Raw genomic sequence first — 15793 nt, 5'->3', positions numbered from 1 at the left:
GTTGTGAGCGGCACCATGAAACTGAAGCAGACGGATAAATAATCACTGATTTTGCAAATTTGAAGACCTGGATCGTGTAAGAGGACGCATTCGTACGCTGTGGCAGATTACAAACAGGTCTTCAATTATCACAGCAAGGCATCAATGATGTTCAGAACAGTGTTTATTGCAGCATCGGTTTTACTTTTCTGCTGGCAGGTCCAGGCATCTCCGGGTTTTCGCCAGGTGACAGTGTCAGACACCCACGGAGAGCCTCTGAAAGTAGCGGTGTGGTATCCGGCGATTCAGAATGGAGTAAGTGAAACTGTTGGAGAAAATGTCGCTTTTGTCGGCGTGGAGATTATCCGTAACGCCACACCCGTTTCGGGAAAGCATCCACTTGTATTGATTTCACATGGATTTAATGGAAGCTGGAAAAATCTTTCCTGGCTTGCTGCAGCATTGGCCGCTCAGGGGTACATTGTAGCTGCGCCTGATCACCCCGGCACGACGACCTTTAATCATAATCCTGAAGACGCCAGAAAACTATGGCGTCGTCCTGGTGAAATTTCCCGGGTAATTGATTTCGTCGGTCGATCTTCTGACTTATCTGGCACAGTAGATGATAAGCGCATTGCGGCTATTGGGCATTCTCTTGGAGGATGGACAGTCATGTCGCTGGCTGGAGCGCGTTTTGATCCTTCATTGTTCCTGAATGACTGTCAGCAGCATGTCCTTCGCGGTGACTGTAAGCTGACAACCAAACTTGGAATAGATGACGTTACTGCGCATAAAATTTTGTCATCTGACAATCTTGATACAAGAATCAAAGCCGTCGTATCACTTGATGCGGGGTTAGCGCCAGGTTTTACCCCTGATAGCCTGAGCAAAATTAAAATACCCATACTTATTCTCGCGGCCAGTAATGACAAGTTGGGTCAGTTGCCTGCTTCTGAGGAATCTGAGTATCTTGCTGATAAAATGCGCGGATCATTGCGACAATTCAGTATCATCAAGGGGGCGACTCATTTCAGTTTTATGCAGTTATGTAAACCAGGTGCAGAGAAACTTATTGACGATGGAACGCCGGGCGATGGCATTGTTTGTCATGACGACAGGGGGGCTAGTCGATCAGAACTACATCAACTGATAACGACTAAAATCACACTTTTTCTGGATTCTGTACTGAGTTATCACGCCCCTGCTGACGAAATAAACTAGGGGAGAGGCCTGAAAGGCGCTGGAATTCACGATTGAAATTAGACTTAGTCATGAATCCGGACTCCAGCATGATATGAGTAACGGGCAAAGAAGTGTTAAGCAGTAGCTCTTTTGCCCGTTCAACTCTGAAACCATTGATCCACTGAGATACATTACACTGTTTAACCGAGTTAACGGCTGCAGAGAAATTGCGGGCGGGTATGCCGGTTTTCCTTGCGAGTAGAGCAAGCGTCAAATCGGGATTCAGGTAGAGCTCTGTTTCATGGACCTGTTTTTCGAGTATCATATATAACTCAGTCATATCTGCCGCTGGATCATCGATCTTGTCTGCTTTTTGCCCGATAACAGGTTCGAAGCGCTGGGATGAGTTTAAAAAGCCGAAGATAATCGTGCCGACAATGGGCAGGAGCGCAAGTTGAGTGATGAGGATGATCGAAGTGGCATGTTTTCCACCGCTGATACCAAAGTCAGTTGCAATGAGAAGGTCTGTCAGCGCGGAGAGACACAGAAAGCTGCCTGCGAAAAAAGTCAAAGTATGATGCTGAGCTATTGCGCCCAGCGTATTGAGCCTTGTAGGTTTTCCACTAATCACTGCTTTTCTTAGCAGGGCGAATCCATAGCTGAAAAAAAGCAGACTGAGGATGAAGTCTGTAGCAGGCACCCATACCAGCCTGATCAATAGCGATACTGTTGCGGGTACAAGCAAAATCAGTAAGTCATGTTTGCGTCTTTCTTCGCTTAGCGGGACGAAACTGTGCCATGCAATGGCAGGTAAAAACATTGCCAACACACTCTGCACATTTCTCAAAATCTCAGAGTCATACTCCCAGCGGATCGTATTAATCGAAATAAGAACGATACAGGCAGAAAGAAAACGCAGCGTGCCGTTGTTACGTTGTTTTCCGGAGTAGATTGTTGCCATCAGCAACAGCAGAGCAAGAAGTGTAATGACAGGAAAAGGCACTGAGAGCATGGGTGCAGAACCAGAGCAGCAAATTTCCTGAATGATTACACAATTGCCTGCGGGTTGTCTTGTTTGACAGGGGGCGTTAAATGCAGGGCTGGAGCTTCCATAAAGCGAGATTTCGCCACTATTTCAGCATTATCAAACTGATTAGCAGCAGACAGGATAAGAGGGGATGACTACGTTATCGTTAATTTAACATAAGATAGATTATGCGCACTTAAGGCAAAACGGTAATATTAAGGCTAAAGCTCTAATTTAACCTTATTCGGGCGCTTCAGACAACCTGCTGAAGCCCCTTGTATAACGGCCTCTGGTGCGAAATTTGCACGATAAATAAAGCCGTCATCTCACCACCCCTGTTTCTTTCACGGCGATAGGTACGGTATAGATAGTTGCGATCATCGCTGGTTTAAGCGGCGCGGTTCAGCCTGCTCGCTGTTGCTCTCAACCTGTCGCGTCCTGACACACTGTGAATTGACAGCATCTATGGCTTAGGTAATGAAGTCTCGTGCAGATGTCGCCACAAGACCTTGCCAGCATCATTTACCTCGAACACAACCGTAGAAAACCGCAGTGTGGCCTCCTGGCCCGGAAGCTGTTGTAACTCCTTATATACCACCGTGGCGTTTCCTTCACTCTCAGCAATCATCTGCATGTCGCAGATATCAATCGCCAAACCCGGACGTGCACCGCGCTGAGTGCGGAAAAACCCATTTAGTGTCGTGAAATCCAGTAAGGCACCGCCCGGTGTCACCATAGAATATGCAGGACTAAAACGCGCTAAAAGTTCCTCACATACATCATTATGCGCTTCTTTGTTACCCAGCCAGTTGCGAATCAATTCGTGGGCGTCCAGTACTTCCTTAAAATAACGGTTCATTTTTGGTCCCTTTTAAGCATAGAAATAACCTTCTGATTTGAAATACGTAAACAGCACAGAAGCGGAATCACAGCGCTACATGCCGCTATAACAAAACAGAGGTGATAAGCGTGTTCTTTCGGCATGCCGTTATTCGCAATCAGGTTGAACAGCAGGCTGACCAGCGTAACGCCGAGACAAAAACTGAGCTGGCGATTGATATTCCAGAGTGCGCTGGCATCAGCAAGTTCGCTGTCGGTGATGTGAATAAAAGCAGAACTCTGAGCCGTGCTGCTACACAGGCTGCCGCCAAATCCCATCAAGGCGAAAGCAAGTACACAGACTAAGGTGTCCGATGTCTGTCCAGTCAGCGCCAGCAGACCAATTCCCAGCGCCTGAAACAGACAGCCGGTGATAAATAGCGGGCGTGGTCCCCAGAGGTTGAACGTCTTACCTGTCAGACTAATTGCCGCAAAGGAAGCCAGAGACCATGGCAGCATGAGCGCGCCAACAAAGCTGGCACGCATACCCAATTGATTTTGCAGGTATAGCATAGTGATCATACTGACGCCGGTGAACACGCCTGGTATAAACTGATAGATCAGCATTGCGGTTTGTAAGAGCGGATCCTTTATCAGATGCAGGTTAATGAGTGGCTGGCTTTTTCGAAGTGCGTCCCACACATAGCCCGCCAGAGTAAGGATGCCAGCAAGCAGCATCATCGCGCCCTGATAAAGCCTGTCAGCATCGCCGAGGTATGTCAGTCCGAGAAGGATCAGCGTGAGCGCGGTACAACCACTGACTAAACCCACCAGGTCCAGCGGTTCAGATGAGTTCGCCGGTCTGTCTGCTTTGAGCCAGCATCCCGCCAGCAGCAATGCACCAACCGCGAGCGGCAGGCTCGCAAGAAAAACCCAGCGCCAGCTAAAACTCTCAACCACTATTCCACCAACAGCTGGCGACAAGGCGGGTGCCAGCAGTGCAATTAACATCACGACTGACGATAACTTCGCACGTTCATTACTCCTGTATAACGCATAGGTCAGCGTCTGACCGATGGGGATCAACAGTCCGCCGCCGATGCCCTGTATCCCTCGGAAGGCGATGAGCTGAGAAACTGGCGTTGATGCACCTACCCCACAGGTGCCCGCAATGAAAATAAGCAGTGAGAGCATGAACAGACGTTTTGCGCCCATGCGCCTGACCAGCCAGCTACTGAGCGGTATGACCAGCGTCAGGCCTAAGATGTAGCCATTACTGATCCATGCCAGCTGGCTAATGGGGGCATCAAAATGTCTGCCAATCTCAGGATAAGCAACATTGGCGATAAACATGTTGACCAGATCAATAAAAAATCCCAGCAGATAGACACTGGCTACGCGCACACGATAGCTCATTTTTTTCCCAGACAGATCAGCGTAAGGCGCGCAGTATAGGTGCTTAAATTATTGGGATAAATTCACTTGCCGTTGTTACACTGTCAAAAATATTTTGACAATGAGAAGTCGCTAACGGAGTTCAGGATGATCAATATGCAGCGGCTGGGGATCTTTGTCGCGGTAGTCGAGGCAGGCAGTTTTACAGGAGCAGCTCAGACGCTCGGGTTAACCAAAGCCGTTGTGAGTTTCAATATTAAACATCTTGAAGAGGAGCTGGGTGTCTCGTTACTCATCAGGAGCACCAGACGCGTTTCAGCGACGGATACGGGTGAAAGATTTTATCATCGCTGCCTTCAGCTTCTTCAGGATGCGGAAAGCGTATTAGAGGATGTGAGAAGTGATCACGCTGGATTAAGCGGGACACTCCGGATTACAACCACTCTGGAATATGGCGCTCGTGTGATCGTCCCTGCCCTGGCTGACTTTGCAGCCCAACACCCACAGTTACGCATACATCACGTCTCTTCATCAAAAAATGACGACCTGATTGCCGGCCGCTTTGATGTGGCGATAAGACTTGGCCATCTTGTCGATTCCAGTCATCACGCCCGCCTTATCGATCAGTTTGATATCCTGGCGGTCGCTGCACCTTGTTATCTCAACAGCCTGAATGAAGCGTCTATCCGCGATCTTTCACATCTCGTGTCAGCAAAATGGATTGCGCATAGCCGTTTATAGACGCCACTCAGCTGGCAGGTGACCACGCCCGAAGGCGAGTCTGTGCTGATGAGCGCATTTCAGCCTGCCATGATCACGGCTGACAGTGCCTCTTCTTTACTCGCTTTTGCTTTAGCCGGTGCTGGCGTGGCGATTCTGCCCGCCTGGCTGGTGCAGGATGAGATTGATAAAGGTGGATTAGTACGGCTGCTGCCCGATCATCAATTTCCCCGACAGGGAATTTACGCGCTCTACCCTAATACTCGTCATGTGCAAGAAAAAGTACGCGCGTTTATAGATTTCCTGCATGAACGTTTAGCGCAATCCAGCAGAAAATAAGCGCATCCATGACATTATTCTGATGGGTTAGAAATTAATTTATTTGAGCTGACTTTAACCGCTTAAAATTGATTATTTAGCATCGGGGAATCATAAGCATTTAATATCTGATTAAATATCATCCTCTTTAGAATTATAGGAGTTACTTATTCCCCTGCCCTGATAAATACACTGTTTTAATTGGCTTTTATTTTTGAGGTTGTGTTTATATGATATAGTTAGTGTTTTAGCTTTTTAAAAACCCGACATCAGCCGGGCTTACGAAATTTATTATTCCTGGCCGAATCTCGTCAATTTTATCCCGCCTTATCTATCATCTCGATCAGGATGGCGACCGGGCTTTCCACAACCCCTACCGATACTGTTATGTTGGAATCCTGGTCAACCCAGCAATCTCTATTTTTATTGCACATTTCTGTTTTTTTAAACCCGTTCTTTTCCAGATAGGCGTTAATTTTCGACAAATCTGTAGTGCCAAAAAAAATCACTTGATGAATCAGTGCGGGATTGGGTCCGGACACATTGCTATAATGGAAGCTGTAGACGCTACTAACACGAGGCATATTTTTTAGCAATTTCGGAGTATAAAAATTATATTCTCGCTTATCTTTTTCCGTGTAATTAGCACCGTCAGAGAACTCCATGCTGAGATATTGCAAACCATAAAAAAGACCCGTTACACATACTATCAGAACGGCCAGCGTAATTTTTAGTGGCTTTTTCATACCCGTGGTACTCCCCTGCCAAAACGGATAAAACCCCGATTAGGGTCAACAATACCGACATCTTCAGATGTCCACCTGTTATAGGGCGTGACGCTTTTCATGAAGTCTGGCAATTGTCCGAAGTGTGGTCTGCCGTTGGGGGAACGAACCGGATCAGGGAACAGCAGCGGTTTGAATGTTTCATTTTTCCACGAGCCTATTTTTCCATAATGATCCCACCGTTTTAGAGCCTCTTCCTTGCTTATCGGTTTCAGGTAGCTGAACACATTGTTCATACACGACATAACCTGGTAAAAGCCGAGAAGGTCTGATACCAGATCTTCACCGCTGAACCCGCTATCGCTAGCCAAACTGAAAGGAAAAGAAGCCTGAAGCCCTTCAAATCTTCTGGCTACTGTTATCATCATGGCAAGAGCAATGCTTTGTTTTTGATGATATCTCAGGCCTTTTTTGAGGCGTCAGGTGATTGATTTACCGACTGTCAGACGACGTTTTAGGCCAACCATTGACTGTTTATATGTAACATCATAAGTTGGTCCGCTTTGGGACTCACCACGCAGCATTTGCGCCCATAAATGTCGGATATCTGTACCCTGTGCATGTCCGAGGTCTACCCAGCCCAATAGTTCCGTATATATCAATCCGTATGAACTTATTTGTGCAAGGTTACCATCTATAATTTCACTTCTTATACTCATCGTTATCCCCCTTCCCTGTGGTGCAGTCATAAGGTATTTGACCGGTATTTCCTTTAACCCCAAAAATAACAATGCTACTTTAGCATGCATTAAAATTAATTTTTATGATGCCAATACCTTCGGTAAGAAATGCTACCAACTTAATCGGTACGCTTTTTCAGACGAAGGTCGAAGGGTTCTGGCCAGAAGATGCGGACTGGCGTGCTTTGATGGCTTTCCGCACGCAGCAAATCTTTCTGGGCGGCTGGCGTGCCCTTGCAGACACGCCGTGATGTCATAGTCTGCCGTAAAAGGTCATACGCGCGGTTTCTGACAACGCAATATCGGGCTGCGTATTGTAAGCCAGCACGGCCAGCATTCGGGTGACCTCGCCTTCAGTTGGGGTCACGCGATGCAGGGAATTACGGCCACGAAACAGCACCAGATCCCCGGCATCTATCTCCAGCGCGTCAACGGTCTGGCGTTCTTCCAGCACAGCTTCAACGCCTGCGAAGTTCATCTCACCGGCATCGGCATCCCGCAGATCCCTCACATACTGAAACACCCCGCCCGCCAGCGGTTTCTGTACCAGTAAGGTGATCGCAAATGAGGAGTTGTCGAAGTGCCAGCCCAGCTCCTGGCCGTGTGATGCATAGTGCAGGTTGATCGAGGAAAGCGGGTCAGCATAGGGATAGAGCGCTTTTTCACCCAGCACATCGCACAGGAAATGTCTGAACAGCTCATCATTATAAAGCTGACGCAGCGGCGAGTGGGCAGCGATCACATCATCCGTAATACAGCCTTTGGTGCTGAGCACATCCCTGTTACGCGGATGCTCAGCACTGAAAGCGTTATCAGGTTTCATCAGATAGACATTGTGCTTGCTGCGGGTGTGATAAGCCAGGTGACGTTGTGCATTGCCCTCTTCGATGATCGCCTCTAACACGTCTGGTTTTAAAAACTGCCGCAGTACCAGCGCACCGGACTGGTTTAACTGCTCACGACAACGTTGACGCCAGCCATGATCGGCCAGTGGATGAAGATCGAGACGAACAAGGGAACCAGACATAGCAACAATTCTCATGATGAGCAGGTGTGATATTACTCTACCGGTCGCCTGCAACGCTGCGTAACGATAAAAACTTAATGCCCTGATAAGGAAGAGTTAATGCCTGCCCAATTTCCACGGTTGCCAAAGATCAGCGTCATACAGTCATTTAAAGTGGCTGCCGAACTGGGCAGCCTGGCAAAAGCGGCCGCTCAACTGGCCTTAACCCCGGCGGCAGTCAGTCAGCAGATTCGCCAGCTGGAGGAGCAACTCGGCAGCGCCCTGTTTTTACGAACGCAGAGCGGCGTGATGCTGACCGAAACCGGAAAAGAGTATCTGCGCTATGTCACTGAGGCGTTTGATATTCTGCATCTCGGTCAGCAAAACATCCGCCATGCGGCCAGTGCGCCAAAACTCACCGTTTTCACATTACCGGCGCTGGCGTCCAAATGGCTGTTGCCCCAGCTGGCGAGCTGGCGCGACCATTGCCCGAATATCGATCTCTCGTTACACGGTACGCATTCTCAGGTCGATTTCACCGCGATGCCCGCCGATTTCGTGATCTGCTTTGGTGAGGATCGTTACCCGCAGTCAGATAAGCTGAAGTTGTTTCATGATGACGTGCTGCCGGTGGCCAGTCCTGCTCTGTTACATCGCTTTACGACGGAAACGATCTTAAGCCAGGCGCCGCTGATCCATCTCGACTGGGGCAATGAAGGCCGTTTTCTGCCGGACTGGCGAAGCTGGTTTCAGGCTAAAGGCATGGACGAACCTCTGCCTCAGCCCGCATTCAGCTTTAATCTCACCTCGCTGGCAATTGATGCGGCCGTCGCGGGAGCTGGTGTGCTGCTGGGGCAGCGACGTCTTATCGCGGCGGAACTGGCGCGGGGCGATCTGGTGGTAGTGGATGATCTTTACCTGCCGCTGAGCAAACCCTATTACCTTGTCTGGCCGCAACGCACCCTGAGCCAGCCAGGCAGTAAGGCGATGATCAGCTGGTTAAGCCAACTGGGCGCGAGCGGCGGATAGCCCGTCGCCGTGATCGGACTCGCCTGCGCCCGCCAGTCTGGGACCATCAGCGGGCGCAGGGTCAGATTATCACTGCGCCACCAGGTGATCAGTTGTCATCATCCATCCGCATTATCCTCAACAATCACCGCCACGCGTTGCCCTGCGCGTACAGCGCTGCCTGGCTGCACGCTGACCTGCTGAACAATGCCGTCGCACGGTGCCAGAAGCGGAATCTCCATCTTCATCGACTCCAGCACCACCAGGATATCGCCTTCCCGCACCCGGCTGCCCGCCGTCGCCTGCACCTGCCATAAATTGCCGGAAACCGGGCTTTCTACCCCCTGCTCGCCCGGCTGAAGCGGCGCGTCGCCGCCTTCATCGGCCACATTTTCCTGACTGTCAAAATGGGCATGGCCGCTTGCGATCCAGCGGTCACGTTCCGCATGGAACGCGGCTTGCTGGTGATCGCGAAACAGACCGATACTCTCCGCTTCACGGGCGAGGAAATCCTGGTATTCCGCCAGCCGCAGCGTGCTGTGCTCAATGCGCAGCGGGTAGCGACCGAGGGGAAAATCGCGGCGAATCTGCAACAGCTCACTGGCCGGAACCGGATAAAAACGAATCTGATCGAAAAAGCGCAGCAGCCAGGGTTTACCGCCAAAATCAAAGACTTCATGATACCGGTTCCACATCTGCAGCGTGCGGCCGACAAACTGATAGCCGCCTGGCCCCTCCATGCCATACACACACAGGTAGGCACCGCCGATGCCAACCGAGTTTTCCGCTGTCCAGGTGCGGGCCGGGTTATATTTTGTCGTCACCAGGCGATGACGGGGATCGAGCGGCGTGGCGACCGGCGCGCCGAGGTAGACATCGCCCAGCCCCATCACCAGATAGCTGGCTTCAAAGACCGTGTTCCAGACAGCCTGCTCATCCGGCAGATCGTTTATCCGGCGGATAAATTCAAGATTACTCGGGCACCACGGCGCATCCTGCCGCACGGTGGTCATATATTTTTCGATGGCCTTCTGACAGGCCGGATCGTCCCAGGAGAGCGGCAGATGCACCACGCGTGTGGGAACCTGAAGGTCATCACTCATGCAGACCCTCTCCCACTCACCGCGCACCCACGTCAGCAGCACGTCGGGCGTCAGTGTCTCCGGCTGAAAGTGGATTTGCAGCGAGCGGATCCCCGGCGTGATATCAATAATGCCGTTGCGGGATTGCGCCTCCAGCGCCTGCATCAACGTATGAATGCGAAAACGTAACACCAGATCCAGTTCCGGCTCGCCAGCCTCCAGCAGCAGATGCGTATCGCCAGAGAGGCGCGCCACCAGGCGTTTATCCGCTTCGCCGCAGGTCATCACGATGGGCGAAATCAGCGGTGCAGCCTGCCAGTCTGTTTCCTGTGGCTGGAGCGTGGTCAACTCGGTACGTCGGCCCTCTGCCAGTTGGCGGGCTGTGGGGATATCTACCGCGACAAACTTCACTCTGTCACCGGCTTTTAGCTGTCCCAGTTGCCAGAGGTCTGCCTCGATTACCGTCACCGGGCAGACGAACCCGCCAAGGCTCGGGCCATCCGGCCCCAGGATCACCGGCATATCACCGGTAAAATCGACCGCGCCGATCGCGTACGGGTTATCATGAATGTTTGAGGGGTGCAGCCCTGCTTCACCGCCGCTGTCGCGGGTCCAGACTGGTTTTGGCCCGATCAGGCGAACGCCGGTGCGACTGGAGTTAAAATGCACTTCCCATTCTGTGGCAAAGAACGTCTCGATATACTCCGGCGCAAAAAATTCAGGCGCACCGTGCGGACCATAAATGACGCGCAGCGTGCGTACTTTGCCCAGTTCTGTGTGCAGTCCGACGGGCAGTTCCGTTCCGGTTGCGCTCGCAGAATGCGGAGCGAGATGCAGCACGTCACCGCTACGCAGTGCCCGTCCGGCATGTCCGCCAAACTGACCCAGGGTAAAAGTGCTTTTGCTGCCTAAATAGTCCGGCACCTGAATGCCGCCGCTCAGACAGAGATAACTTCTGACGCCCGCGCCACTTATCGCGCCCAGCTTCAGCGTTGCCCCGGCCGGAATGGTAAAAACAGAATTCATTGACTGTCCGACGCCATCCAGCGTGACAGTGAGCGGCGCGCCAGCGATTACCGCCTGAATCTCAGTGTTAAATTTCAGGGTGGGTCCATTCAGGGTGATTTCCAGCGCGGCGTCACCCTCCTCATTGCCCAGCAGACGGTTGCCCAGACGCAGTGCGCGATCATCCATCGGCCCCGACGGCGGCACGCCCACCGCCCAGTATCCCAGACGTCCGGGATAGTCCTGAACGCTGGTCTGGGTTCCGGCACTCAGCACCTCAACGGTGGCCGCCTGATAGGCGAGTTGCTCCAGGCAGCGGGTCCAGGGTTCGCCAGCCGTGAAGGGCGAGAAGGCCAGAATCTGCAATAAATAGCGGCGGTTGGTTTCTACGCCATAGAAACGGGTCTCAGCCAGCGCCTGTGCCAGGGTGGCGATGGCTTCATCACGAGTGGGACGCCAGGCGATAGTTTTTGCCAGCATCGGGTCGAAGAATGGCGGGACTTCACAGCCGGCTTCCACCCAGCGGTCAATGCGCAAGGTTTTACCCTCGGCTGCCGGGAAAATGACTTCGGTTAATAGCCCGGGCGAAGGCTGGAACTGCCGCCCCGGATCTTCCGCGTAAATTCGCGCCTGTACGGCATGGCCCTGTGGATTCAGCGTGGCGGCTAACGCGTGAAGCGGAGGAAGATCGCCTGCGGCCAGCTCAATCATCCACTGCACCAGGTCAACGCCCCACACCTGCTCCGTGACGCCATGTTCAACCTGCAGACGGGTATTCACTTCAAGAAAATAGAACTGCTGCGCCGCGCTGTCATAGACAAACTCAACCGTTCCGGCGCTGCGATAGTTCACCGCTTTTCCCAGCGCGATAGCCGCCGCGCATAAAGCCTCCGCCATACCTGCGGGCAGATTCGGCGCTGGCGTCTCTTCGATCACTTTCTGGTTACGCCGCTGTACCGAGCAGTCGCGTACGCCCAGCGCGATGACCTCGCCCTTTCCGTCACCGAAAATCTGCACTTCAAGATGACGGGCGCGTTCAATATATTTTTCAAGAAATACCCCGGCATCGCTGAAGTTGTTCTGGCCGAGGCGCTGGACCGTTTCAAACGCCTCTGACAGCGCATTCGCATCACGACAGACACGCATACCGATGCCACCGCCGCCCGCGGTACTTTTGAGCATCACCGGATAGCCGACCATTTCAGCCGCGCGGCGGGCTTCGCTGATATCCGCCAGCAGTTCACTGCCTTCCAGCAACGGCACCCCTTCGGCTTTCGCCAGCGCGCGGGCCGTGTGTTTCAGGCCAAAAGTCCGCAACTGCTGCGGTGTGGGGCCGACAAAAATCAGACCAGCAGCCTCGCACGCCTCAGCAAAGGCGGCGTTTTCCGAAAGGAAACCGTAGCCAGGATGAATCGCTTTCGCCCCGCTCTGCTGCGCGGCGGCGATGATCTTTTCCGTCACCAGATAGGTTTGTGCAGCCGGGCCTTCGCCAAGGCTTAGCGCCACATCCGCCTCGCGGATATGTAAACTGCTCAGATCGGCTTCGGAGTAAACGGCGACCCCTTTCACCTGCATGGCACGCAGCGTGCGCAGGATGCGACAGGCGATAGCACCGCGATTAGCAATCAGTAAGGTATCAAACATAAGCGAACTCTCAGGGATGCGGGTCGTCCCGCAAAATTCGATATTCCCTGGGGCCGTCCCCGGGGCTGACCGGCACGTAACAGGCATACGCCGGTGGTGTGTTGAGAGGTCTGACGCAAAAGGCTGAGCAACTCAGTCCCGCTTGTCGCCATGGCAACGCTGACTCAGTTCCACACCAGCACGTCGGCGGGCGTCGGGTTCCAGCCGTTACAGGGATTATTCAGCTGCGGACAGTTGGAGATCAGCACCATCACATTGCATTCGGCTACCAGCTCAACGTATTTGCCGGGTGCCGATAGCCCGTCTTCAAAGGTCAGACCGCCTTCCGGCGTAACCGGAACGTTCATGAAAAAGTTGATGTTGGCACCGATATCGCGTTTGTGAAGGCGGCCATCGTGCAGGCAGGCACAGAGAAAGTTATCCCGACAGCTGTGCATGTAGCGCTTATCCTGGGCATAGCGCACGGTGTTGCTCTCCTGCGAGCAGGCTCCGCCCAGGGTATCGTGACGACCGCAGGTGTCGGCGACGATCGTCAGCAGCGGATTGCCGAGATTCGAATAGAGCACGCTGCCGGTGGTCAGATAGACGTTTCCCTGACGACGCAGCGTGCGCTGAGGATCGTAGCGTTCCCGCGGGTTATCGCTGTTGTAGAACAGGGTATCAATTGCCTGATTCCCTTCGAGGTCGAGCAGGCGCAGCGTCTGCCCTTTTTTCACTTCGAGCAGCCAGGGTTCGCCTGCCGGGATCACGTGGCGATAGACGGCATCTTCAGGACGACGATCAGAGTGGATAAGGGTCATCTCAGCCTCCTTACAGGGCAAAAAGTTGGGTGTTATGAAGCGCGCGCTGGTTTTCACCGCGCGTGACCATCGCTTCACTGACGGCCTGTATATCGTCGGCCTGATACCAGCTCAGCTGAACGGGTCGCGGGAGATAGTCAGTGGCGGGATCCTGTGGATGTGGCAGCGCGGTCAGCACGATCAGCACGTCCATAGGTGCGTAAAGCTCTACGAAATCCCCGGCACGGCTGTTGCACGAACTGAACCGGAAACAGCCCTCCTCATCAACCGTGACCTTGCTGAAAAAGTTGACGACCATCAGCAGATCTTCCAGCCCCAGATCCCATTTGCCCATCTCAACCAGCAGATTATCTGTGCCGTTACGGTAGAAGCCATTGCGCAACTCCTGATAGCGTCCGGCTCCATACTTATCGTGCGTTTCCCCCGCGTTGAGTACACCGCCAAACGGGTCGTGCCAGCCGCAGCTATCCGCCACGATCGCGGCCAGTACGCGTCCCATATCGGAGTAGAAACAGTGCCCGGTGGTCAGGCGAGCCGTATGCTGGCCTTTCAGGGTATCCGGCAGATTCAGGCGTTCACTTTTCTCGTGGGGATTGAGCATCATCATGCTGACGTTAGCGCCGCCCTCGATGTCGGTCAGGCGCAGGATCTGCCCTGTGCGCAGAATCAGCGAGGTGTGCCCTCCGCCGGGCAGCTGCTCTTCGCGCAGGCTCGGGGCTGAATGAAAAAGTGCGGTCATTGAGCGGTCTCCTTGAAGGGATAAATGTTGTTTTTACTGCCGGTTGCCAGCTGTGACAGCCGCGTTTCATTAAGCGGGATGTCGTAAGTGATACGCGCCCCCCAGGCATTGGGGGCCTGAGGATCGATGCGCACTTTGTCGAAAACCAGCAGCCGGGTGCCAAGATTGAAGCCTTCGGCAAGGTCGTGAGTGACCATAAACACCGTCATGCGGGTTTCGCTCCAGAGCTGGAGCAGCAGCGCATGCATATCTTTGCGGATGCCGGGGTCCAGCGCGCCGAAGGGTTCATCCAGCAGCAGCACGCGCGGCTGCATCACAAAAGCCTGCGCAATCGCCAGCCGCTGCTGCATCCCGCCCGAAAGCTGCGCCGGATATTTATCGAGAGAATGGCCCAGCCCGACTTTCTCCAGCATCTGTTTTGCCTGCTCATGGGCATGGCGTTTTCGGGTGCCAAACAGCCGGCCAGTAAACGGTGAAGCCGGCAGCTCAAGGCCGATGGCCACGTTATCCAGCACGTTGAGATGGGGAAAAACCGAATAACGCTGAAACACCACGCCACGGCTGCGATCGGGTTCCGCGCGCAGCTGTTCGCCATCCAGCGTGATCGATCCCCGTGTCGGCTTTTCCTGACCCAGCAGCAGGCGTAAAAACGTCGACTTACCACAGCCGGACGCCCCCACCAGCGAGCAGAACTCGCCCTCTTTCACCTGCAGATTGATGCGTTCCAGCACTACATGGTCGCCATACTCCTGCCAGATATTTTTAAAATCGATAAAACTCATTCCCGGCCTCCTTCCGCCCAGGGGAAACAGGCTTTGTGCAATTGACGTAGCGCGAGATCCATCAGCCACGCCAGCAGCGTTATCCAGATGACATAGGGGATGATCACATCCATTGCCATGTAGCGACGGACCAGGAAAATGCGATAGCCCAGTCCGGCGGTTGCAGAAATGGCTTCGGCGGAGATCAGAAAGAGCCATGCGGATCCCAGCAACAGACGCAGTGAGGTGATCAGCCGCGACAAGAGCTGCGGCAGCACAACCCGCAATACCACCGTCCAGCTGTTTGCCCCCAGGGTTTGTGCTTTGATAAACAGCTCTGCGGGGATTTCCCGCGCCCGATGTTCCAGGTCGCGCGCCAGCATCGGCGTAATCCCGATAACAATCAGCATCACTTTTGACAGCTCATCCAGCCCGAAGACGATAAACAGCATCGGCAGGAGCGCCAGCGGCGGGATCATCGACACCACGGTCATAAAGGGTGACAGCGCCGCGCGGCTCATCGGGAAGACGCCCGCTGCAACACCGATGCAAAGGCCAATCAGTGAAGAGATCGCCAGGCCAGTCAGCAGACGGCTTAAGCTAATCCACGTATCCGCCCACAGCAGATATTCGCCGCTGCGCTTGTCCGGCGTGAAGGCCATCCGGTCGATGGCGGCGATCATCTGTGACAGGCCGGGCAGCAGCTTGTCGTGTGGGTTGGCTTCAAGACGCACCGCCGAACTGATAAACCAGACGGCGATCAGCAATACAAAAGGTAATAGCATCAGCGTCAGGCGCATTCCCTGCCGGGGATAGCGGTTGATGTGGCGCATGGCAAATACT

At 53.4% G+C, this 15793-nt stretch carries 12 protein-coding genes and 3 pseudogenes; 4 read left to right on the top strand and 11 right to left on the bottom strand.

From position 1 onward, the window contains the following. Positions 1 to 144: 144 nt before the first annotated feature. Positions 145 to 1200 carry an alpha/beta hydrolase family protein gene (locus tag AC0T7J_RS11445; RefSeq protein ID WP_473794590.1) on the top strand — a complete coding sequence of 352 codons (1056 nt, stop codon included), beginning with the start codon at positions 145 to 147 and terminating at the stop codon, positions 1198 to 1200. On the opposite strand, the gene AC0T7J_RS11440 is transcribed toward AC0T7J_RS11445, so the two are convergent. The 3 genes from AC0T7J_RS11440 to AC0T7J_RS11430 all read right to left on the bottom strand — a co-directional run bounded on the left by AC0T7J_RS11440 (position 1142) and on the right by AC0T7J_RS11430 (position 4423). Further along, positions 1142 to 2173 carry a helix-turn-helix domain-containing protein gene (locus tag AC0T7J_RS11440; protein WP_473794243.1) on the bottom strand — a complete coding sequence of 344 codons (1032 nt, stop codon included), beginning with the start codon at positions 2171 to 2173 and terminating at the stop codon, positions 1142 to 1144. The two genes, AC0T7J_RS11445 and AC0T7J_RS11440, sit on opposite strands and share 59 nt — an antisense overlap. Positions 2174 to 2651: 478 nt before the next feature. Then, positions 2652 to 3047: a DUF4440 domain-containing protein gene (locus AC0T7J_RS11435; RefSeq protein ID WP_473794241.1), complete on the bottom strand. Its 396-nt coding sequence runs from the start codon at positions 3045 to 3047 to the stop codon at positions 2652 to 2654. Continuing rightward, positions 3044 to 4423, bottom strand: a complete 1380-nt coding sequence (locus AC0T7J_RS11430; protein ID WP_473794239.1) for an MFS transporter — start codon at positions 4421 to 4423, stop codon at positions 3044 to 3046. The genes AC0T7J_RS11435 and AC0T7J_RS11430 overlap by 4 nt, the downstream gene beginning before the upstream one ends. 126 nt (positions 4424 to 4549) lie before the next feature. On the opposite strand from AC0T7J_RS11430, the pseudogene AC0T7J_RS11425 reads away from it, so the two are divergent. Further along, a pseudogene (locus AC0T7J_RS11425) lies at positions 4550 to 5461 on the top strand (LysR family transcriptional regulator). 296 nt (positions 5462 to 5757) lie between these two features. On the opposite strand, the gene AC0T7J_RS11420 reads toward AC0T7J_RS11425, so the two are convergent. Beyond that, a complete protein-coding gene (locus AC0T7J_RS11420) occupies positions 5758 to 6186 on the bottom strand; it encodes a hypothetical protein (RefSeq protein WP_473794237.1) in 429 nt (142 codons plus the stop codon). Further along, a pseudogene (locus tag AC0T7J_RS11415) lies at positions 6183 to 6884 on the bottom strand (hypothetical protein). Before AC0T7J_RS11415 ends, AC0T7J_RS11420 begins: the two are co-directional and overlap by 4 nt. Positions 6885 to 7042: 158 nt before the next feature. Between AC0T7J_RS11415 and AC0T7J_RS11410 the strand changes: the two are divergent. After that, positions 7043 to 7156: pseudogene (locus tag AC0T7J_RS11410) on the top strand (DUF2817 domain-containing protein); the annotation flags it as partial. A 2-nt stretch (positions 7157 to 7158) separates the two neighbouring features. Here the strand turns inward: AC0T7J_RS11410 and AC0T7J_RS11405 are convergent. Next, positions 7159 to 7932, bottom strand: a complete 774-nt coding sequence (locus AC0T7J_RS11405) for a HalD/BesD family halogenase (protein ID WP_473794235.1) — start codon at positions 7930 to 7932, stop codon at positions 7159 to 7161. 99 nt (positions 7933 to 8031) lie between these two features. Between AC0T7J_RS11405 and AC0T7J_RS11400 the strand changes: the two genes are divergently transcribed. Then, the gene (locus tag AC0T7J_RS11400) at positions 8032 to 8940 is read left to right on the top strand and encodes a LysR substrate-binding domain-containing protein (protein WP_473794234.1); all 909 of its coding nucleotides are present in this window, start codon (positions 8032 to 8034) and stop codon (positions 8938 to 8940) included. A gap of 98 nt (positions 8941 to 9038) precedes the next feature. Here AC0T7J_RS11400 and uca read toward each other — a convergent pair whose 3' ends face one another. The 5 genes from uca to AC0T7J_RS11375 form a co-directional block, all read right to left on the bottom strand. Beyond that, a complete protein-coding gene (uca, locus tag AC0T7J_RS11395; protein WP_473794232.1) occupies positions 9039 to 12650 on the bottom strand; it encodes an urea carboxylase in 3612 nt (1203 codons plus the stop codon). 164 nt (positions 12651 to 12814) lie between these two features. After that, positions 12815 to 13450 (bottom strand): urea amidolyase associated protein UAAP2, encoded by a 636-nt coding sequence (locus tag AC0T7J_RS11390; RefSeq protein WP_473794230.1) that lies wholly within the window; start codon positions 13448 to 13450, stop codon positions 12815 to 12817. Between the two features lie 10 nt (positions 13451 to 13460). Then, entirely contained in the window at positions 13461 to 14189 is a 729-nt protein-coding gene (locus AC0T7J_RS11385; RefSeq protein WP_473794228.1) for an urea amidolyase associated protein UAAP1, read from the bottom strand. Next, positions 14186 to 14971 (bottom strand): ABC transporter ATP-binding protein, encoded by a 786-nt coding sequence (locus AC0T7J_RS11380; protein ID WP_473794226.1) that lies wholly within the window; start codon positions 14969 to 14971, stop codon positions 14186 to 14188. The genes AC0T7J_RS11385 and AC0T7J_RS11380 overlap by 4 nt, the downstream gene beginning before the upstream one ends. Then, positions 14968 to 15783 carry an ABC transporter permease gene (locus AC0T7J_RS11375; RefSeq protein ID WP_010247123.1) on the bottom strand — a complete coding sequence of 272 codons (816 nt, stop codon included), beginning with the start codon at positions 15781 to 15783 and terminating at the stop codon, positions 14968 to 14970. The genes AC0T7J_RS11380 and AC0T7J_RS11375 overlap by 4 nt, the downstream gene beginning before the upstream one ends. Positions 15784 to 15793 lie beyond the last annotated feature (10 nt).

This window comes from Pantoea sp. E956-1 (assembly GCF_982223955.1).
The sequence above is the reverse complement of the archived record's forward strand: the minus strand, read 5'-3'. Positions and strand labels throughout refer to the sequence as shown.